The sequence below is a fragment of the Pseudomonas fluorescens genome, assembly GCF_003732425.1.
Classification (GTDB): domain Bacteria; phylum Pseudomonadota; class Gammaproteobacteria; order Pseudomonadales; family Pseudomonadaceae; genus Aquipseudomonas; species Aquipseudomonas fluorescens_BE.
Genome location: NZ_MOBX01000003.1, coordinates 51,746 through 73,543, shown reverse-complemented (window position 1 = coordinate 73,543; position 21,798 = coordinate 51,746). Strand labels below are relative to the sequence as shown.

Here is a 21,798-nt window from a genome sequence, read left to right as displayed (position 1 = left end):
TATCGAGCACGCTGATTTTGCGACGACTGCGTCGCCGAGCGGGAGCAAACTCCCTCGCCACAAAAGCATCGTATCTGCAAAGAAGGTGTCAGGCGGAAATGCCGTGGGTTTTAAGGAAGGCGATGAAGGTTTCTTCGTCCATCACTTTCACGCCCAGTTCATTGGCCTTGGTCAATTTGGAACCGGCGCCGGGGCCTGCGACCACGCAATGAGTCTTCGCCGACACGGAACCGGCAACCTTGGCACCCAGGCTTTCCAGATGTTCCTTGGCCACGTCACGACTCATCAACTCAACCTTGCCAGTCAGCACCCAGGTCTCGCCGGACAGCGGCAAACCTTCAACGACCTTCTTCTCGCTCTGCCAGTGCATGCCGAAGTCGCGCAATTGCTTCTCGGATTGCTCAGCCAGTTGCCGATGCTCAGGCGCCGCAAAAAACTCGCGAACCGAATTCGCCTGCTTCTCCGGCAAGGCCTGACGCATGTCCAGCCAGTCAGCATTCATCACCGCTTCCAGCGAACCAAACTTGTCCGCGAGTTTCTGCGCGCCGCCCGGGCCGACCGAGGGAATGTGCAGCTTGTCGAGGAAGCCACCCAGCGTGGTGCTGGCGGCAAACTCGGCACCCAGCTCACCCTGATCCTGAATCTGCAGACCATGGCCCAGCAACTCTGCGATGACCTGCCGGTTATGCGCATCTTCGAAGAAGCTGTGAATCTCGTGTGCGACTTCCAGCCCAACATCCGGCAGGTAGGTCAGCACCTGCGGCAACGCCTGCTGCACGCGCTCCAGCGAACCCAGCGAGCGCGCCAGCACCTTGGCCGTCTCCTCGCCGACATCGGGGATGCCCAGTGCATAGATGAAACGCGCCAGTCCCGGTTTCTTGCTGTCTTCGATGGCCGCCAGCAGTTTGTTGCTCGACACCTCGGCAAAGCCTTCCAGATCGACGATGTCGTCGAACTTCAGCGCATATAGATCGGCCGGCGAACTGACCAGACCTTCGTCCACCAGTTGCTCGACACTCTTGTCGCCCAAGCCTTCGATGTCCATCGCCCGACGCGAGACGAAATGAATGATCGCCTGCTTCAGTTGCGCGCCACAGGCCAGTCGACCCACGCAGCGGTACACCGCGCCTTCGCTGACGGTTTCCTTGCCCTTGCTGCGTTTGATCAGTTGCGTGCGCTCGACGTGCGAACCGCACACCGGGCAGCTCTCGGGGATCTGCACCGCGCGCGCGTTTTCCGGGCGGCGATCCATGACCACTTGCACCACTTGCGGAATCACATCACCGGCGCGGCGGATGATTACGGTGTCGCCGATCATCAGGCCCAGACGCGCGACCTCGTCCATGTTGTGCAATGTGGCGTTGGCCACGGTTACACCGGCAACCTTGACCGGCTTCAGACGCGCCACCGGGGTCACGGCGCCGGTGCGGCCGACCTGGAATTCCACATCGAGCAACTCGGTGAGCTCTTCCATCGCCGGGAATTTGTGCGCGATCGCCCAGCGCGGCTCGCGGGCACGGAAACCCAGCTCGCGCTGATCGGCAATGCTGTTGACCTTGAACACCACGCCGTCGATTTCATAAGCCAGCGAGTTACGTCGCTCGCCAATGTCGCGGTAGTAGTCCAGGCATTCGCCGATGCCCTTGGCCAGTTTCAGTTCGTGACTGATTGGCATGCCCCACTTTTGCAACTGCTTGAGGTTGCCGATGTGGGTATCGGAAATATCGTGGGAAACCTGGCCAATGCCGTAGCAGCAGAATTCCAGCGGACGGTTGGCGGTGATCTTTGAATCGAGCTGACGCAAACTGCCGGCGGCAGCGTTGCGCGGATTGGCGAAAGTCTTGCCGCCGACTTCCAGTTGCGAGGCGTTGAGGCGCTCGAAACCGGCCTTGGACATGAACACTTCGCCGCGCACTTCCAGGGTCGCCGGCCAGCCTTCGCCGTGCAGCTTCAGGGGAATGTTGCGCACGGTGCGCACGTTGACGCTGATGTCTTCACCGGTGGTGCCATCGCCGCGTGTAGCACCGCGGACCAGCACGCCATCCTGATACAACAGGCTGACCGCCAGGCCATCGAGTTTCGGCTCGCAGCTGTATTCCACCGCCGCGCCGCCACCGAACAGATCACCGGCCGGCAGATCCAGACCTTCGGTGACGCGGCGATCAAACTCACGCATGTCGGTTTCTTCGAAGGCGTTGCCGAGGCTGAGCATCGGCACTTCGTGGCGCACCTGAGTGAACGCGGTCAGCGCCACGCTGCCGACGCGCTGGGTCGGCGAGTCGCTGGTGATCAGTTCCGGATTGGCCGCTTCCAGCGCCTTGAGCTCGTGGAACAACCGGTCGTACTCGGCGTCCGGAATGCTCGGCTCGTCGAGGACGTGGTAACGGTAGTTGTGCTGATCGAGTTCAGCGCGCAGCTCTAGAATGCGGTTTTTGGCGGCGGTCATGGGTGTTCTCTCATAAAGCAAAAGAGCAGCCGAGGCTGCTCAATCTTCTAAATCACAATAACTCAAGGCTATGGACATTGTGGCGAGGGAGCTTGCTCCCGCTCGGTGGCTAAGCCGCCGTAAATCCTGCAACCGGGTTGTGTCTGATGCAACGCGGTGGATGGTATTAGGGCTGCTGCGCAGCCCAGCGGGAGCAAGCTCCCTCGCCACAACTGCGCTCTGGCCTTAGCGCTTCTGGGTCAGTGCGCGACGCTCGAATTCAACGATGCGCTGACGGTAGTGCTCGATCGTCTGCGCGGTCAGGACGCTGCGCTGGTCATCTTTCAGTTCGCCGTTCAGCTCCTGCGACAGCTTGCGAGCTGCGGCCACCATCACGTCGAAGGCTTGCTTCGGATGACGCGGGCCTGGCAGGCCGAGGAAGAAGCTCACTGCCGGGGTGCTGAAATGGTCGATGTCGTCCAGATCGAAGATGCCCGGCTTGACCGCATTGGCCATGGAGAACAGCACTTCACCATTGCCGGCCATGCTTTCGTGACGGTGGAAAATATCCATCTCGCCGAAACGCAGACCGCTTTCGAGAATGTTCTGCAACAGCGCCGGGCCTTTGAAGCCAGCGGCGTCACGGCAGATCACGCTGATCACCAGGACTTCTTCGGCTTGTGGCTGATCCTTGTCGGCCACTGCCGGCGCAGGCTTGCTGTCTTCGACGAAATCGTCGTCACGGCTGCTGAAGCTCGGGCCGCCGTCCAGATCCAGATCGAGGTTCAGGTCGCCCTGAGCCGGGCCATTGCTGCCACGCTTGCCACGTTTCGAGCCGGATTCGCGAGGCTCGCGTGCTTCGCGGGCCGGCATGCTCACCGACGGCAGATCGTGTTCGTCCAGTTGCGGCTCTTTGTGGGTGTCCAGCACACGGGCCGGGCCCAACAGCTCAGCGCTGGTGTCCTCGTCCGGCAGGTTGGACAGACTTCGGTCAAGACGGAACTTCAGTTTTCCCTTGCCGCCGCGCATACGGCGCCAGCCATCGAAAAGAATACCGGCTATCACAATGATGCCGATGACGATCAGCCACTCGCGCAGACCGATTTCCATGTAATCCCGTGCCTCTATAAAAAATGCTGAAAAATAAGGGGTTTACACTGTGCAAACCGCTTTAAAACGTGGCGCCAACTCTATGTTCTGACAGGCGTTTTGCCCACGTATACGAAAAATTGACATTAAACTAGCACGACCATAGACAACTTTACACCGTCTGTCTCATTGGCTTGCGCGAATATGTCGATTGGCCAGCAAGTCGAACCCGGTAAAAAAGTCCTACAACACCAAATTACCTTTCCGACACCACGCTGACTCAGGCGTCCACCATCGCCATCGCCTCCTCGACATCCACGGCTACCAGTCGCGAACAACCCGGTTCATGCATCGTTACGCCCATCAACTGCTCGGCCATTTCCATGGCGATCTTGTTGTGGGTGATATAGATGAACTGCACGGTCTGCGACATCTCTTTGACCAAGCGTGCGTAGCGTCCAACGTTAGCGTCATCCAGTGGCGCGTCAACCTCATCGAGCATGCAGAACGGCGCCGGGTTCAATTTGAAGATGGCAAAAACCAGTGCCAGCGCGGTCAGGGCTTTCTCCCCGCCGGAGAGCAAATGGATGGTGCTGTTCTTCTTCCCTGGCGGCTGCGCCATGATCGTTACCCCTGTATCGAGTAGATCTTCGCCCGTCAGTTCCAAATACGCGCGCCCGCCACCGAAAACTTTCGGGAAAAGCGACTGTAAACCGCCATTGATCTGATCAAAGGTATCTTTGAAGCGGTTGCGGGTTTCCTTGTCGATCTTGCGAATGACGTTTTCCAGGGTCTCCAGCGCTTCGACCAGATCGGCGTCTTGCGCGTCCAGATAACGTTTACGCTCGGACTGTTGCGTGTATTCGTCGATGGCCGCGAGGTTGATCGCGCCCAGGCGCTGAATCCGCGCGTTGATGCGTTCGAGTTCTTCTTCGGCTTCGCGTTCACTGGCTTGCGCCGTTAATGTCGCGAGCACGCCGTTGAGATCGTAGCCGTCTTCGAGCAATTGATCCTGCAAAGCCTTGCGGCGCACGGTCAGGGCTTGCCATTCCATGCGCTGCTGTTCGAGCTGGCCGCGAATCAGTTGCGACTGCTGTTCGGCCTGAGTCCGGCGCTTTTCCGCGTCACGCAGTTCGCGGTCAGCGTCTTCCAGCGCGATCTGCGCAGTCTTCAGCTCTTCGTCGACGGTCATGCGTTTATCGAGCAGTTCTTCGAGTTTCAGACGCAGCTCTTCCAGCGGCGCCTCGCCCTCCTCCAGATTCAGACTCAACTGTTCGCGCTTTTCGGTCAGGCGCTCGGCCTGCATTTCCAGGCGTTCCAGCGCCTGGCGCGTGGAGTCGTGCTGCGCGCGCAACGAGCCTAGACGCACGGCCAATTGATGCGCATGGTCCTTGTGCTGCCGCGCTTCCTGACGCACGCGGTCGAGGCGTTCGCGCAGGCTGTCGCGCTGGGCCAACAGCAACTCGCGCTGTTCGGTGTCCAGTGCCATGGCATCCAGCGCTTCCTGCAATTGCATGCGCGCTTCGCCGATCTGTTCGTGCTCGAGTTCGCGTTGTTCGCCGAGTTCGACCAGTTCCTCATCGAGACGTGTGCGACGCAAAGTCAGCTGTTCGGCCTTGGCTTTGCCGGCGGACAACTGGGCTTTTAGTTCACCTTGCTGCCGCGCCTCGTCTTGCAGCAAACGGCGCAAATGTTCGCGGCCGTTTTCCTGCTGACGCTGTTGCGCGCGCAAGGTTTGCAGACGGGTTTCCATGGCCTCGACCGTGGCTTCTTTCTCTTCGCGCTCGAGGTGCAGCGCTTCGATTTCCTGGCCACGGGCGAGCATGCCGCTCTCCGCTTCGCTGGCCCGACGCACGCGCAGGAAGTGCCGGCCGACCCAGTAACCGTCACGGCTGATCAGGCTCTCACCGGCGCTCAATTGCCCGCGCAAGGCTAAGGCCTGTTCGAGGCTGTCGACCGGTTTGACTTGACCGAGCCACGGCGACAGATCGATCTGTGCGTCAACCTTGTCCAGCAAGCTGCCGGCGACGCGCACGCCATCGCTGGCCGGGCTGAGCAGGCGCAGATCGCCCTGAGTAAAACCGGACAAATCGAAGCCGCTGAAATCGTCGACCAGCACCGCCTGCAGATCGGCACCGAGCACGGTTTCCACCGCCAGCTCCCAACCGGCCTCGACCTTCAGGCCTTCGGCCAGACGCGGACGCTCGGCGAGGTTGTGTTCCTTCAGCCATTCGGCGGTGCCGGTGCCCGGATCGAGCGCGGCTTGCTGCAAGGCTTCAAGGGACGCCAGGCGACCGTTGAGGCGCTGCAAATCACCCTGCGCCTGTTGCTGCGCGGTCAGCGCTTGCTGCAGTTCCTGGCGCAGTTGTTCAAGCTTTTCGACCTGCGCTTCTTCGCTGGTCTGCAAATCTTCGAGGGTCGCTTCGGACTCGGCGAGCTGCTCATTGAGCTCCATGATCGCCGCATCTTCCGGGTCAGCCGAGAGCAACGCGCGCTCTTCGCCGAGACGCTTTTGCCGATCAGCGAGGCGTTCCATGCTGGTTTCCAGCTGCTGGATGCGCGACTGCTGCACTTCGGCCTGACGACGCGGTTCGGCGGCGGTCAGGTTGAAGGCGTCCCACTGCTCCTGCCAGCCGTGCATGACGCTTTCGGAATCTTCCAGTGCAGCCGCGGCCTCTTCGGCGGCGGCGCTGGTGACTTCCTGCTCGGGGGTGAGCATGTCCAGCTCTTCGCCGAGGGTCAGCAGCAACGTGCGGTCGTGGCCCAGATGCGATTCGGTTTCCAGACGCGCGCGCTCGGCTTCTTTCAAGTCGTCCTGCAACTGCCGCAGACGTTGCTGGCCGTGCTGGATGCTCTGCTCGACCCGGGCGATGTCGCCGCCGACCGAATAGAAGCGCCCTTGCACCAGATTGAAGCGTTCGGACAGGTCATGGTGACCGTCACGCAAGCGTTCGATGGCCGCATCGGCATTACGCTGCTCGGCGACCAGCGCTTCGAAACTGATTTCCTGGGTGCCGATAATCGACTCGCGCTGGCCGACCTGATCGTTGAGATCCTGCCAGCGCAAGGCCGACAGTTGCGCCTTGAGCTGACGTTCCTCGGCTTTGAACTCCTGATACTTCTTCGCCGCTTCGGCCTGGCGGTGCAGACGTTCGAGTTGGCGCTCCAGCTCTTCGCGCAAGTCAGTCAGACGGGCAAGGTTTTCGTGAGTGCGGCGGATACGGTTTTCGGTCTCGCGGCGGCGCTCCTTGTACTTGGAGATGCCCGCCGCTTCTTCGATGAAGTTACGCAGGTCTTCGGGCTTGGACTCGATCAGCTTGGAGATCATCCCCTGCTCGATGATCGAATAACTGCGCGGGCCGAGGCCAGTGCCGAGGAAAATATCGGTGATGTCACGACGACGGCATTTGGTGCCGTTGAGGTAGTACGTGGTCTGGCTGTCGCGGGTGACTTTACGGCGGATGGAAATCTCCGCGTAGGCCGCGTACTCGCCGAGCAAGGTGCCGTCTGAGTTGTCGAACACCAGCTCGATACTGGCCTGACTCACCGGTTTACGGCTGGTCGAGCCGTTGAAGATGACGTCGGTCATCGACTCGCCACGGAGGTTCTTCGCCGAACTTTCGCCCATCACCCAGCGTACGGCGTCGATGATGTTCGACTTGCCGCAACCGTTCGGCCCGACGACCGCCGCCATGTTACTGGGGAAGTTCACCGTGGTCGGGTCGACGAAGGATTTGAATCCCGCCAGTTTGATGCACTTGAGCCGCACGCTTAGGCAACCGTCAGGGCGGAAACCACCAGATCGCTGCTGCGCTGGGCGTAAGCCGTCAGCACGATGCGGATCTGCGGAAAATCACGGGCCAGGACGGCGGCGAGCAAGCGTTCGAACAGTTCAAGGAACTCGCTCATTTCCGCCTTGCGCTGTTCGAGGGCGAGGAAGTAGGCGCGGCTCATGGCCGGCTGCAGGTTCTCGACGGTCTCTTGCAGGTACGGGTTGTTGGCGAACGGATAGGCGGCGCGCATCACGGCAAAGCTGTCATCGACGAAGCTGCGGATGTCCTGACGCTCGTAGCTGGCGGTCAGGCGCTGCTGGATCTGCACGAACGGCGCCATGTCCGACTGCACTTGCCAGCCATTGGCCACTGAATTGCCGAGCAGGATGTACAGCTCGCTCATCAGCGTGCACAGGCTCTGCACCTTGTGCGGCGTCAACTCGGTGACGTGCGCGCCACGGCGCGGCAGGATCGCGATCAGGTGGCGGCGTTCGAGGATCAGCAAGGCTTCGCGGACCGAACCGCGACTGACATTCAGTGCCAGCGTGACCTTCTGTTCCTGGATGCGCTCTCCCGGCTTCATTTCGCCACGAATGATGCGTTCGGCGAGGTGGTGAGCGATTTGCTCGGCGAGGCTGTCCGGCGCCTTGAACGTCATGGTTGTCCTTCAAACTCTATCGATCTGCACAAGCGGCGCAGTGTAGCGCAAATGCACGGTCATGGCGGAGTGCCCACTCAGCGGTTTTTGGCACGAATCCCGCAAAAAAGCGGGGTGACCAATGAGGGTCAATACTGAATAGACACGTTGTTGATCGACGAAATGCACTTTCTTGACCTTTAAGTCAGAAAACCATTGACCGAAAAGTCAGAGCTGCTAAATTCGGTTCACGTCGGTTAACAACAATAATGAGTCTGCGAGGCCTTCCGTGATCCAGTTTTTACTTAACCAGGAACTCCGTAGCGAGCACGCCCTGGACCCGAATCTGACTGTGCTCAATTACCTGCGTGAACACGTCGGTAAATCCGGCACCAAAGAAGGTTGCGCCAGCGGTGACTGCGGCGCCTGCACCGTGGTGGTCGGCGAGTTGCAAACGGATGACGACGGTCGCGAGCACATTCGCTATCGCAGCCTCAATTCGTGCCTGACCTTTGTTTCGTCGCTGCACGGCAAACAACTGATCAGCGTCGAAGACCTCAAACACCAAGGCGAACTGCACAGCGTGCAGAAAGCCATGGTCGAGTGCCACGGCTCGCAGTGCGGCTTTTGCACCCCCGGTTTCGTCATGTCGCTGTTCGCCCTGCAAAAGAACAGCGATGCACCGGATCAGGCCAAGGCCCACGAAGCGCTGGCCGGCAACCTCTGCCGGTGCACCGGCTACCGGCCGATTCTGGCCGCTGCCGAACAATCCTGCTGCGGCAAACAGCCGGATCAGTTCGATGCCCGCGAAGCGGACACCATTGCACGCCTCAAAGCCATCGCCCCGACCGATATCGGCGAACTCAACAGCGGCGACAAGCGCTGCCTGGTGCCGCTGACCGTCGCCGATCTGGCCGACCTCTACGATGCTTATCCACAAGCGCGCCTGCTCGCCGGCGGCACCGACCTGGCCCTGGAAGTCACCCAGTTCCACCGCACCCTGCCGGTGATGATCTACGTCGGCAACGTCGCAGAAATGAAGCGTATCGAAACCTTCGAAGACCGCATCGAAATCGGCGCCGCCACCGCCCTCTCCGACTGCTACGAAGCGTTAAACGCCGAGTACCCCGACTTCGGCGAACTGCTGCACCGCTTCGCCTCGCTGCAAATCCGCAATCAGGGCACCCTCGGTGGCAACATCGGCAACGCCTCGCCGATCGGTGACTCGCCACCGCTGCTGATCGCCCTCGGCGCACAGGTCGTGCTGTGCAAAGGTGAAACCCGTCGCACCCTGAACCTCGAGGATTACTTCATCGATTACAAAGTCACGGCCCGTCAGGAAAGTGAGTTCATCGAGAAGATCATCGTGCCGCGCGCCAGCGCCGAGCAGTTGTTCCGCGCCTACAAAGTCTCCAAGCGTCTGGACGACGACATCTCCGCCGTCTGCGCCGCGTTCAACCTGCGCGTGGAAAACGGTGTGATCAGCGATGCGCGCATGGCCTTCGGCGGTATGGCAGCAATTCCGAAACGCGCTGCCAACTGTGAAGCTGCATTGATCGGTGCGCCGTTCAACAACGCCGTGGTCGAACGCGCCTGCGCCGCGCTGGCCGAAGACTTCACGCCGCTCTCGGACTTCCGCGCCAGCAAGGACTATCGCCTGCTCAGCGCGCAGAACCTGCTGCGCAAATACTTCATCGAACTGCAAACACCGCACATCGAGACTCGGGTGACCGCTTATGTCTAACCATCACGGCGTAGAAAAAACCCAGGCTGAACTGGCTGAACTGTTCGCCAAGGATCTGACCTCTGGCGTCGGCCGCAGCGTCAAGCACGACAGCGCCGCCAAGCACGTGTCCGGTGAAGCGCAGTACATCGATGATCGCCTGGAATTTCCGAATCAGCTGCACCTGTATGCACGCCTGTCGGACCGCGCCCACGCGAAAATCATCAGTATCGACACCTCGCCGTGCTACGCCTTCGAAGGCGTGCGCATCGCGATCACTCACGAAGACGTGCCGGGCCTGAAAGACATCGGCCCGTTGCTGCCGGGCGACCCATTGCTGGCCATCGATGACGTGCAATTCGTCGGTCAGCCAGTGCTCGCCGTTGCCGCGAAAGATCTGGAAACCGCGCGCAAAGCAGCGATGGCGGCGATCATCGAATACGAAGATCTCGAACCTGTACTCGACGTGGTCGAAGCCCTGCGCAAACGCCACTTCGTCCTCGACAGTCACACCCACCAGCGCGGCGATTCGGTTTCCGCTCTGGCGACCGCTGAACACCGCATCCAGGGCACGCTGCACATCGGCGGTCAGGAGCACTTCTATCTGGAGACGCAAATCTCCTCGGTGATGCCGACCGAAGACGGCGGCATGATCGTTTACTGCTCGACGCAAAACCCGACCGAAGTGCAAAAACTGGTTGCGGAAGTGCTCGACGTGTCGATGAACAAAATCGTCGTCGACATGCGCCGCATGGGCGGTGGTTTCGGTGGCAAGGAAACTCAAGCTGCGAGTCCGGCGTGCCTGTGCGCGGTGGTGGCGCACCTCACCGGCCAACCGACCAAGATGCGTCTGCCGCGCGTCGAAGACATGCTGATGACCGGCAAGCGGCACCCGTTCTACGTCGAGTACGACGTCGGCTTCGACAGCACCGGGCGTCTGCACGGGATCAACATGGACCTGGCCGGCAACTGCGGCTGCTCGCCGGACTTGTCCGCGTCGATCGTTGACCGGGCGATGTTCCACTCGGACAACTCGTACTACCTCGGCGATGCGACCATCAACGGTCACCGCTGCAAAACCAACACCGCGTCGAACACCGCTTACCGTGGTTTCGGTGGCCCGCAAGGCATGGTCGCGATCGAAGAAGTGATGGACGCGATTGCCCGTCACCTCAACCTCGATCCACTCGCGGTGCGCAAGGCCAACTACTACGGCAAGACCGAGCGCAACGTCACCCATTACTACCAGACCGTCGAGCACAACATGCTCGAAGAGATGACCGCCGAACTGGAAGAAAGCAGCCAGTACCACGAGCGTCGCGAAGCGATCCGTCGCTACAACGCCAACAGCCCGATCCTGAAAAAAGGCCTGGCGCTGACCCCGGTGAAATTCGGTATTTCCTTCACCGCCAGCTTCTTGAATCAGGCCGGCGCGCTGATCCACATCTATACCGACGGCAGCATTCACCTGAACCATGGCGGCACCGAAATGGGTCAGGGCCTGAACACCAAAGTCGCGCAGGTCGTGGCCGAAGTGTTCCAGGTGGAAATGGATCGCGTACAGATCACTGCGACCAACACCGACAAGGTGCCAAACACCTCGCCAACGGCGGCGTCCAGCGGTGCTGACCTGAACGGTAAAGCGGCGCAGAACGCGGCAGAAATCATCAAGAAACGTCTGGTCGAATTCGCTGCACGTCACTTCAAAGTCACTGAAGAAGACGTCGAATTCCACAACGGCCACGTGCGCGTGCGTGATCACATCCTGACCTTTGAAGCGCTGATCCAGCAGGCGTATTTCAATCAGGTGTCGCTGTCGAGCACCGGGTTCTACAAGACCCCGAAAATCTACTACGACCGCAGCCAGGCCCGTGGCCGTCCGTTCTACTACTTCGCCTTCGGCGCGGCGTGCTGCGAAGTGATCGTCGACACCCTGACCGGCGAGTACAAGATGCTGCGTACCGACATCCTCCACGACGTCGGCGCCTCGCTGAACCCGTCCATCGACATCGGTCAGGTCGAGGGTGGTTTCATCCAGGGCATGGGCTGGCTGACCATGGAAGAGCTGGTCTGGAACAACAAAGGCAAGCTGATGACCAACGGCCCGGCCAGCTACAAGATCCCGGCGGTGGCGGACATGCCTCTGGACCTGCGCGTGAAGCTGGTGGAAAACCGCAAGAACCCGGAAGACACGGTGTTCCATTCCAAGGCTGTCGGTGAACCGCCGTTCATGCTCGGGATTGCTTCGTGGTGCGCGATCAAGGATGCGGTGGCGAGCCTCGGTGATTACAAACATCAGCCGCAGATTGATGCGCCGGCGACGCCGGAGCGGGTGTTGTGGGGTTGCGAGCAGATGCGTCAGTTGAAGGCTGTGAAAGCGGTCGAGGCTGAAACCGAGCTGGCTCCGCTCTAGGACCGAGGCGCGGCCATTCGCGAGCAGGCTCGCTCCCACATTTGGAATGCATTCCCCTGTGGGAGTGAGCCTGCTCGCGAAGAGGCCCGAACAGACAACGAAGATGTCGAGGTGAACATGTACAACTGGATCGACGCCCTCGCCGACCTGCAGAACCAGGGCGAACCCTGTGTGCTGGTGACGATCATCGAAAAACTCGGCTCGACGCCACGCAACGCCGGCTCGAAAATGGTCGTCAGCGCGAAACAGACCTTCGACACCATCGGTGGCGGGCATCTGGAATACAAAGCCATGCAGATCGCCCGCGAGATGCTCGCCAGCGGTAAGCAGGACACCCATCTGGAGCGCTTCAGTCTCGGCGCCAGCCTGGGTCAGTGCTGCGGCGGCGCCACCGTGTTGCTGTTCGAACCGATGGGCCAGGTGCAGGCGCAAATCGCCGTGTTCGGTGCCGGTCACGTTGGCCGCGCCTTGGTGCCGCTGCTCGCCAGCCTGCCCTGCCGGGTGCGCTGGATCGATTCGCGCGAGGCCGAATTCCCCGAACACATCCCCCACGGCGTGCGTAAAATCGTCGCCGAAGAGCCTGTGGATGAAATCGATGAGCTGCCCGCCGGCAGCTACTGCATCGTCATGACCCACAACCATCAGCTCGACCTGGAACTCACTGCCGCGATCCTCAAACGCAACGACTTCGCCTGGTTCGGCCTGATCGGTTCGAAGACCAAACGCGCGAAGTTCGAACATCGCCTGCGTGATCGCGGTTTCGACAGCGGCGTCGTGCAACGCATGCGCTGCCCGATGGGCATTGGCGAAGTCAAAGGCAAACTGCCTGTGGAAATCGCCATCTCCATCGCCGGCGAAATCATCGCCACCTACAACGCCAACTTCGGCCAGCAGACTGCCAGCGCCGAACCGATTGCCAAACTGCTGCCGGTTTCGCGGCGCAGTCAGGCAACCAAACTCAAAGCCTCAAACTGATTAGAGAACCCTCATGCCTCTGACTCGCAAAGCCTACCGCGCCGCCATCCTGCACAGCATCGCCGACCCCGCCGAAGTCGGGATTGAAGCCTCCTACGAATATTTCGAGGACGGCCTGCTGGTGGTCGATGGCGGCAAGATCAGCGCCCTTGGCCACGCCAGTGATTTGCTGCCGACCCTGCCGGCGGACATCGAAATCGAGCACTACCAGGACGCGTTGATCACCCCGGGCTTCATCGACACCCACATTCACTTTCCGCAAACCGGCATGGTCGGCGCCTACGGCGAGCAACTGCTCGACTGGCTGAACACCTACACCTTCCCGTGCGAAAGCCAGTTCGGCGACAAGGCCCACGCCGACGAAGTCGCTGACATTTTCGTCAAGGAACTGCTGCGCAACGGCACCACCACCGCGCTGGTGTTCGGCAGCGTGCACCCGCAGTCGGTGAACTCGTTGTTCGAAGCGGCCGAGAAGCTCGACCTGCGCATGATCGCCGGCAAGGTGATGATGGACCGCAACGCGCCGGACTACCTGACCGACACCGCCGAATCGAGCTACGTCGAAAGCAAGGCGTTGATCGAGCGCTGGCACGGCAAAGGTCGTCTGCATTACGCGGTCACCCCACGCTTCGCCCCGACCAGCACCCCGGAACAACTGACCCTCGCCGGGCAACTGTTGACCGAGTACCCGGATCTGTACATGCAGACCCACATCAGCGAAAACCTCAAGGAAATCGAGTGGGTCAAGGAGCTGTTCCCGGAGCGCAAGGGCTACCTCGACGTTTACGACCACTATCAGTTGCTCGGCGAGCGCTCGGTGTTCGCTCACGGCGTGCACCTGTGCGACGACGAATGCGCGCGCCTGGCGGAAACCGGTTCGGCGATCTCGTTCTGCCCGACCTCGAACTTCTTCCTCGGCAGCGGCCTGTTCAACTTGCCGATGGCCGAGAAGCACAAGCTGAATGTCGGTCTGGGCACTGACGTCGGTGGCGGCACCAGTTTCTCGCTGCTGCAGACGCTGAACGAAGCGTACAAAGTGATGCAGTTGCAAGGTGCACGTCTGAGCCCGTTCAAGTCGCTGTATCTGGCGACATTGGGTGGTGCGCGGGCGCTGCGTCTGGAAGACAAGATCGGCAACCTGCAACCGGGTTCCGACGCCGACTTCCTGGTGCTGGATTACAACGCCACGCCGCTGCTGAGCTACCGCTTGAAGCAGGCCAACAACATTGCCGAGACGTTGTTTGTATTGATGACGCTGGGCGATGACCGGACCGTGCAGCAGACGTATGCGGCGGGGGCTTTGGTGCATCAGCGCTGAGTTTTCCCAAGGCATAAAAAATCCCCCGGTACTTTTCAGTCCGGGGGATTTTTATTGCCTGTCAGATCGCCTTCGCGAGCAGGCTCGCTCCCACAGTTGACCTCATTTCCTCTGACAGAATGCGGTTGAATGTGGGAGCGAGCCTGCTCGCGAAAGGCGCGACTCGGTGCCAGCTCAGAGCTTGGCCGCAGGGCGCCCCGGCTTCTTGGTCTGCAACAAATGCGAGAACACCGCATGCAGATCATCCGACGCGCCTTCCTCGTCGAGGTTGAGCTTGCTGTCGATGTGATCCATGTGATGCATCATCAGATTCACCGCCAGCTCACCGTCGCGTTTCTCGATCGCGTCGATCAACTGGGTGTGTTCGTCATACGAGCAGTGCGAGCGGTTGCCGCTTTCATACTGGGCAATGATCAGCGACGTCTGCGAAACCAGGCTGCGCTGGAAGCTGATCAACGGGGCGTTCATCGCCGCTTCTGCGAGTTTCAGGTGGAATTCGCCCGACAGACGAATACCGGCACCGCGATCGCCACGGGAGAAACTGTCGCGCTCGTCGTTGACCATCTGGCGCAGCTCGGCAATCTGCTCGGCGGTGGCGTGTTGCACCGCCAGTTCAGTGATCGCACGTTCGACCAGGCGGCGAGCGAGAAACACCTGACGGGCTTCTTCAACACTTGGGCTGGCGACCACGGCGCCACGGTTCGGCCGCAACAGCACTACGCCTTCATGGGCCAGACGCGACAGCGCGCGGCGAATGATGGTGCGGCTAACCCCGAAGATTTCCCCCAGCGCTTCTTCGCTCAATTTTGTGCCGGGCGCCAGACGCTGTTCGAGGATGGCCTCAAAGATATGCGCGTAGACAATATCGTCCTGGGTTCCGCTGCGGCCGGCTTTGCCTGCTCGCGGTTGTTTCTTGAGGGGTTGCAACTGTTCGTTCATGGGCACTCGAGTCGGGAGAACTGCGGCGAATAGACCGTGACTGTAATACGGCACAGTAGGTCGCTGGCAAGTATCGCGTAAAAAACAGCGCGATTGTACACAATGGATGGTGGCAACACGACTGTATGGCTGTTTGTGACCTCGGCTGTATTGCAACGATCCGTTACGTTTGAGTTTAGGCTTAAACCCCAAAACCGCTTTCATGCGAACACCTTGTGGCGAGGGAGCTTGCTCCCGCTCGGCTGCGCAGCAGTCGTAAAGCAGCCGACACGGTCTGTCTGGCGCACCGAGGTGCCTGCATTGGGGCCGCTTCGCAGCCCAGCGGGAGCAAGCTCCCTCGCCACAGGTTTGTGACAGACACAAATATTTCGTTGGATTCATCGCTTCTATAAAAAGGAACACCGCCGTCATGAACGACGCCACGCACACTCAATTGCGGCCCTTCTCCGACACTTCGCCTTCGGCCATCGTCGCCGGATTCATCGCGATGATGACCGGCTACACCAGTTCACTGGTGCTGATGTTCCAGGCCGGGCAAGCGGCGGGCCTGACCAGCGGGCAGATTTCTTCGTGGATCTGGGCGATTTCGATCGGCATGGCGGTGTGTTCGATCGGCCTGTCGCTGCGTTATCGCACGCCCATCACCATCGCCTGGTCGACACCCGGCGCAGCGTTGCTGATCACCAGCCTCGGCGGCGTGAGCTATGGCGAGGCCATTGGCGCCTACATCACCTGCGCAGTGCTGGTGACGATCTGCGGCCTGACCGGTAGCTTCGAACGGCTGGTGAGAAAGATCCCCGCTTCACTGGCGGCGGCATTGTTGGCCGGGATTCTGTTCAAGATCGGCAGTGAAATCTTTGTCGCCGCACAGCACCGCACCGGGCTGGTGCTAGGGATGTTCTTCACTTATCTGCTGATCAAACGCCTTTCACCGCGTTATGCCGTGCTCGCCGCGCTGCTGATCGGCACTGCGCTGTCGGGCTTTATGGGCTTGCTGGATTTCAGCGGTTTTCATCTGGAAGTGGCGACGCCGGTATGGACCACGCCGCACTTCTCGCTGGCGGCAACCATCAGCATCGGCATTCCGCTGTTCGTGGTGGCGATGACCTCACAGAACATGCCCGGCATCGCGGTCCTGCGCGCTGACGGCTACAACGTGCCGGCCTCGCCGCTGATCACCACCACCGGCATCGCCTCGCTGTTGCTGGCGCCGTTCGGCTCCCACGGCATCAACCTCGCCGCCATCAGCGCGGCGATCTGCACCGGGCCGCACGCCCATGAAGATCGCAACAAGCGCTACACGGCAGCGGTGTGGTGCGGGATTTTCTACGGGATTGCCGGGGTGTTCGGCGCCACGTTGGCGGCATTGTTTGCCGCGTTACCGAAGGAGCTGGTGCTGTCGATTGCCGCTTTGGCGCTATTTGGCTCGATCATCAATGGCTTGAGCATTGCCATGACCGAGGTGAAGGAACGTGAAGCGGCGTTGATTACCTTTATGGTCACGGCGTCGGGGCTGACACTGTTTTCCATCGGTTCGGCGTTCTGGGGAATTGTCGCGGGGGTTTTGACGTTGGTGATTTTGAATTGGCGTAAAGCTTAAGGTCAAAAGCCCCTCACCCTAGCCCTCTCCCCGAGGGAGAGGGGACTGACCGAGGTGTTTGGAAGACATACGCCGACGTGAGATACCGAGTCGAACTCAAATTTTGACAAGCCCATAAATCGGCTCCCTCTCCAGGGGGAGAGGGCTGGGGTGAGGGGCAGACTCACCACAAATCCCAAACCGAACACCCAAACACCAGACGAAAAAAAACGGCGACCCTCAGGTCGCCGTTTTTTTCAGTATCACTTAGCCGCGTTGATCGGCTTTTCCGGATACCAAACGTCCAGCAGCGGGCTGATTTCAGCCTTGGTCAGCTCGGAACGGTTTTTCAGCCAGGCTTCAACAGCAGCGCGCTGCTCTTCGTTGACCGAGCCACGCTTCTGCAGGCATACCAGACCGAAGTCGTCGCCGCCCACATAACCCAGACCATTGGCTTCCATGGCTTCTTTGATGAAGGCTTCGAGGAAAGCGTCAATGGCTTCTTCGGACAAGTCTTCTTTGAAGTCCAGGTTCAGTTCGAAACCCAGCTCTTGAAATTCATCAACGCACAGTTTTTTGCGCAGACGCTGGGAACGGTTAGTCGCCATTGGAACAATCCTCTTAAGTATTAACGGCCGGCACTTTACCAGTTTAAGCCGCCGATTGCCCGACTCTCTGGCCCCTGAAGCCGACCGCCTGTAAAAAAATAACGTATTGGCCGGCCCCGACAAGGCACAAGCTGTAACACCTTGGGGCATAATGCCGACACTTTCATGACCGCTGAGGGCTTTTTCATCCATGCCCTCGTTATTTTCCCCTCGACTGTAGGGTTTTATTTCATATGATCAAATCGTTGCGTCCTCTATTGCTCGCCGGCCTTCTTTTACCCTTGGCCCTGCCTGTTTCTGCTGCCACCATCAACACCGCCCTGACCCCCAATGTCGAAAAAGCCCTCAAGGCCAGCAAGCTGCAGCCCAGCGCCCTGTCGCTGGTGATGGTGCCGCTGGACGGCCCGGGCACGCCGACCGTGTTCAACGCCGACGTCTCGGTCAACCCGGCCTCGACCATGAAACTGGTGACCACTTACGCGGCGCTGGAAATGCTCGGCCCCAACCATCAGTGGAAGACCGAGTTCTACACCGATGGCGATCTGAACGGCGGCATTCTCAACGGCAACCTCTACCTCAAGGGCGGCGGCGATCCAAAGCTGAACATGGAAAAGCTCTGGCTGTTGATGCGCGACCTGCGCGCCAACGGTGTGACGCAAATCACCGGTGATCTGATCCTCGACCGTAACTTCTTCGTGCAGCCAGTGCTGCCGGAATTCAACGATGACGGTAATGACGAGAACAAGCCGTTCCTGGTCAAACCCGACTCGTTGCTGGTCAACCTCAAGGCCCTGCGCTTTGTCGCCCGTAACGATAACGGCCGGGTACTGATTTCGGTTGAGCCGCCGATTGCCAGCGTGCGTATCGAAAACACTGTCAAAGCGCTGCCTTCCAAACAATGCACCGGCGGCGTGCGCTATAACCCGGTGCCGCAAGCCGATGGCAGCGTAACCGTGACCGTGGCCGGCCAGTTGGGCGAAGGTTGCAGTTCGCAGACTTACCTGTCGCTGCTCGATCACGCGACCTACACCGCCGGCGCCGTGCGCGCGATCTGGAAAGAGCTGGGTGGCAGCATTCAGGGCAAGGATCGTCTGGCCTCGACGCCGAGCAACGCCAAACTGCTCGCTCGTGCCTACTCGCCGGACCTGGCGGAAATCATCCGCGACATCAACAAATACAGTAACAACACCATGGCCCAGCAGCTGTTCCTCAGCCTCGGCCAGCGCTTCCGCAACGACGCCGACGGGGATGACGCCAAGGCAGCGCAGCGCGTAGTGCGTCAGTGGATGGCGAAGAAAGGCATCACCGCACCACATCTGGTGATGGAGAACGGCTCCGGTTTGTCGCGTGCCGAACGGGTCAGCGCCCGCGAGATGGCGAGCATGCTGCAAGCGGCGTGGCACAGCCCGTATGCCGCGGAATACATCAGCTCGCTGCCAATTGCCGGTACCGACGGCACCATGCGTAAACGCCTGAAGACTACCGCGATGCGCGGAGAGGCGCACGTCAAGACCGGCACCCTGAACACCGTGCGCGCGATTGCCGGCTTCAGCCGTGATGTAAACGGTAATACTTGGGCGGTGGTGGCGATCCTCAACGACAAGGCACCGTTTGGCGCGTCGTCGGTGCTGGATCAGGTGCTGCTGGATCTGTACAAGCAGCCGAAACTGCCGCAGACCGCTTCGGTCCTGTAACGCCGTTCAAGCAACACCACAAAAACCTGTGGGAGCGAGCCTGCTCGCGAAGGCGTCAGGTCAGTCAGTAAATGTGCTGACTGATACACCGCCTTCGCGAGCAGGCTCGCTCCCACATTGGTTGGGTACCAAGGCCTAACTCATCTGTTCGACGCGATCGCGCCCGCGCTGCTTTGCCATATACACGCCCGAATCCGCCCGCAACAGCAGCGCATCCGCGCCCTCCCCCGGTCGCCAACTGGCGATACCGAAACTCGCGGTCACCACGCCCACCACATCCACCGGCGCACTGCGCAAACCCTGCCATAGCTCGATCGCCAGCGTGTGCGCATGCTCGCCGTCGATGTCCGGGCACAGCACCATGAACTCTTCGCCGCCCAACCGACAGAACACATCGGTGCGCCGCAAGCGATGGCCGATGCGCTCGCACACCGCTTGCAGCACCCGGTCGCCCACAGCGTGGCCGTACTGATCGTTGATGCGTTTGAAATGATCAATGTCGAGCATGATCACCGACAACTCACCGCCGCCGCGCTCGACCCGGGCCATTTCCGTGCTCAGGCGTTCCTGGAAGTAGCGACGGTTGTGGATGCCGGTCAGCGAGTCGGTCACCGACAGCGCGCGCAGTTCTTCTTCCACGCGCTTCAGGTCGGAAATGTCCGAGATATAGCCGTGCCAGAGCACACCACCGCCCGGCAGTTCTTCCGGCGTCGCCTCGCCGCGCACCCAGCGCAGGCCGCGCTCGGGCAATTGCACACGATATTCCTCGCGCCACGGGCTGAGGCTGTCGGCCGAGGCGCGAATGGAAGAGCGCACACGGGTAATGTCCTGCGGATGAATGCGCGTGAAGATCGCCTCGGCGTTGAACAGCAGCACATCCGGCTCCAGCTCGTAGATCTCGCGGATGCCGTCGCTGGCGTAGATCACACTGAAGCGCCCATCGAATTCCATCTTGAACTGATAGATGCCGCCGGGCACATGCGCGCTGAGCTTCTTCAGCAACACGTCCCGCGCCGCCAGCACCTCGTGCACGCGCTTGCGTTCGGTGATGTCGATGCAGATCGCCAGATGCCCGACCCACAAGCCTTGCTCATCCATGACCGGTGTGGCGAGCATGTTCACCGGCAAATGACTGCCATCGCTGCGCACCAGCGTCCACTCGCGGGCCTCGTGACCGCCGACTTCTCCGCCCTCGACCAGCATCGCGTGGCAGGTCGGGATGGTTTTCCCGTAGCGCGCACTCAGCTCGGCAGCGCGGGTGGTCAGCTCACGGGGCAGGTGCAGGTTTTCCAGGGTCATGTGGCCGACGACATCAGCACTGCTGTAGCCGAGCATTTGTTCGGCGCCGGGGTTGAAGGTATTGATCACGCCGCGCAAGTCGGTGGCGATGATCGCCACCTGCGTCGCCGCGTTCAGCACGCCGCGCAACTGACCGTGGGTGCCGCGCAGTTCCTGTTCGCTGGCATGCAGCTCCTGCGTGCGCAACTCGACCATGCGCAAGGCACGTTGACGCTGGCTGACCAACACGTAGAGCAAAGCGCTGAGCAGCAGACTGAGCACGCCACCCAGAATGATCACGCTGCCGACCGACGAATGGTTGGCCTGAGCGAAAGCGTCGCTCGGCAGAATATCGACCTGATAGTCGTGATCGGCCATGCGCAGTAACCGCGTGGCCGACAGTTCGCTCGGCGCCGGCTCGTTGGTCGACTCGAACAACACTTCGTGCTGATCATGGGTCGACATGTCGAGAATCCGCACCGACAAATAATCATGGAAGGCATCCGGCAAACCGTCGGCCAGCAATTGGCGCATGCTGATCACCGCCATGACGTAGCCAAAGGATTGCTGCTCGCCGCTGTGACTCACGGGCGCCACCAGCAGCACGCCGCGGGCGTAGGAAGGCTCAATGCTGACCAGATGCATCGGTTGCGACACTGCCAGCCCGCCGCGTTGGTCGGCACGTTGCAGGGTGTCCCGGCGCAGCGGTTGCGCCAGCAAGTCATAGCCCAACGGTGAACCGAGCCGACTTTGCGTCTGGCTGTAGAGTACCGGCACGTATTCATCGCGCACGCCAGCCAGTTGCAGCTCGCCTTGTGCATTCAGCTCACGGATTGTGAAGTTGCTCAGGCCTTCGTCACGCACCCGCTGCTCGAATGCGGCGCGCTCGGCTCCATTGACCTTGAGGGCAAACGCATACGCCTGGGTGCGCATCAATAAGGGGTGGGTGTAACCGTCGAACTCGGCGCGGGACACCGATTCGGAGTTGGCAAAGAAGCGGCGCAGGCCGTCGAGACGTTGTTCCTGGTCCTGAAAGCGTTCTTCGATGCGGGTGTAACGTTCATTGGCCAGCAGTTGAAAACGCTGACGGGTTTGTTGCTGGTATTGATTGAGGGTGGCCCAGGCGAGCAACCCCGTGAGAATCCCGCCGGCGAGCAATACCAGCAGCGCGACCAGCCAGGCCGAGACGTCTTCACTGATGAAACCCAGAATCTTTGGGCGCACGGGGTGCAACGACATAAAGACAACTCACTACGCCAGCATTTACGGGAAAACCCCATTGACCGTGTGTGAGTTATAGCTATTAGCCACTAATTTAGCTAGCGCGGGCAGATCCACGGAGCCTTT

13 protein-coding genes are annotated in these 21,798 nt (G+C 60.4%); 6 read left to right on the top strand and 7 right to left on the bottom strand.

Annotated elements, in window-relative coordinates; translation table 11 throughout:
* Positions 1–88: 88 nt before the first annotated feature.
* The 4 genes from ligA to BK670_RS03095 form a co-directional block, all read right to left on the bottom strand.
* Positions 89–2,446 carry an NAD-dependent DNA ligase LigA gene (gene ligA / locus BK670_RS03110; protein ID WP_123448562.1) on the bottom strand — a complete coding sequence of 786 codons (2,358 nt, stop codon included), beginning with the start codon at positions 2,444–2,446 and terminating at the stop codon, positions 89–91.
* A 225-nt stretch (positions 2,447–2,671) separates the two neighbouring features.
* Positions 2,672–3,535: a cell division protein ZipA gene (gene zipA / locus BK670_RS03105; protein ID WP_047293036.1), complete on the bottom strand. Its 864-nt coding sequence runs from the start codon at positions 3,533–3,535 to the stop codon at positions 2,672–2,674.
* A gap of 259 nt (positions 3,536–3,794) precedes the next feature.
* Positions 3,795–7,283, bottom strand: coding sequence for a chromosome segregation protein SMC (gene smc / locus BK670_RS03100; protein ID WP_123448561.1), 3,489 nt, complete (start codon positions 7,281–7,283; stop codon positions 3,795–3,797).
* 2 nt (positions 7,284–7,285) lie between these two features.
* Positions 7,286–7,945, bottom strand: coding sequence for a GntR family transcriptional regulator (locus tag BK670_RS03095; protein WP_123448560.1), 660 nt, complete (start codon positions 7,943–7,945; stop codon positions 7,286–7,288).
* A gap of 268 nt (positions 7,946–8,213) precedes the next feature.
* Here BK670_RS03095 and xdhA point away from each other — a divergent pair, with 268 nt between their 5' ends.
* The 4 genes from xdhA to guaD all read left to right on the top strand — a co-directional run bounded on the left by xdhA (position 8,214) and on the right by guaD (position 14,353).
* On the top strand, positions 8,214–9,668 hold the full coding sequence (gene xdhA, locus BK670_RS03090) for a xanthine dehydrogenase small subunit (RefSeq protein WP_123448559.1): 1,455 nt from the start codon (positions 8,214–8,216) through the stop codon (positions 9,666–9,668).
* Positions 9,661–12,060 (top strand): xanthine dehydrogenase molybdopterin binding subunit, encoded by a 2,400-nt coding sequence (xdhB, locus tag BK670_RS03085; protein ID WP_123448558.1) that lies wholly within the window; start codon positions 9,661–9,663, stop codon positions 12,058–12,060. Before xdhA ends, xdhB begins: the two co-directional genes overlap by 8 nt.
* A gap of 117 nt (positions 12,061–12,177) precedes the next feature.
* Positions 12,178–13,035 (top strand): xanthine dehydrogenase accessory protein XdhC, encoded by an 858-nt coding sequence (xdhC, locus tag BK670_RS03080; RefSeq protein WP_123448557.1) that lies wholly within the window; start codon positions 12,178–12,180, stop codon positions 13,033–13,035.
* 13 nt (positions 13,036–13,048) lie between these two features.
* Positions 13,049–14,353, top strand: coding sequence for a guanine deaminase (guaD, locus tag BK670_RS03075; protein WP_123448556.1), 1,305 nt, complete (start codon positions 13,049–13,051; stop codon positions 14,351–14,353).
* 174 nt (positions 14,354–14,527) lie between these two features.
* Here guaD and BK670_RS03070 read toward each other — a convergent pair whose 3' ends face one another.
* On the bottom strand, positions 14,528–15,292 hold the full coding sequence (locus tag BK670_RS03070) for a GntR family transcriptional regulator (RefSeq protein WP_007918375.1): 765 nt from the start codon (positions 15,290–15,292) through the stop codon (positions 14,528–14,530).
* 409 nt (positions 15,293–15,701) lie between these two features.
* Here BK670_RS03070 and BK670_RS03065 point away from each other — a divergent pair, with 409 nt between their 5' ends.
* Positions 15,702–16,892, top strand: a complete 1,191-nt coding sequence (locus BK670_RS03065) for a benzoate/H(+) symporter BenE family transporter (protein WP_123449180.1) — start codon at positions 15,702–15,704, stop codon at positions 16,890–16,892.
* Between the two features lie 242 nt (positions 16,893–17,134).
* Here BK670_RS03065 and BK670_RS03060 read toward each other — a convergent pair whose 3' ends face one another.
* Entirely contained in the window at positions 17,135–17,479 is a 345-nt protein-coding gene (locus BK670_RS03060) for a YggL family protein (protein WP_095189455.1), read from the bottom strand.
* 233 nt (positions 17,480–17,712) lie between these two features.
* Between BK670_RS03060 and dacB the strand changes: the two genes are divergently transcribed.
* Positions 17,713–19,173 (top strand): D-alanyl-D-alanine carboxypeptidase/D-alanyl-D-alanine endopeptidase, encoded by a 1,461-nt coding sequence (gene dacB, locus BK670_RS03055; protein ID WP_123448555.1) that lies wholly within the window; start codon positions 17,713–17,715, stop codon positions 19,171–19,173.
* Positions 19,174–19,308: 135 nt separating this feature from the next.
* Here dacB and BK670_RS03045 read toward each other — a convergent pair whose 3' ends face one another.
* On the bottom strand, positions 19,309–21,690 hold the full coding sequence (locus BK670_RS03045; protein ID WP_123448554.1) for a sensor domain-containing diguanylate cyclase: 2,382 nt from the start codon (positions 21,688–21,690) through the stop codon (positions 19,309–19,311).
* Positions 21,691–21,798 lie beyond the last annotated feature (108 nt).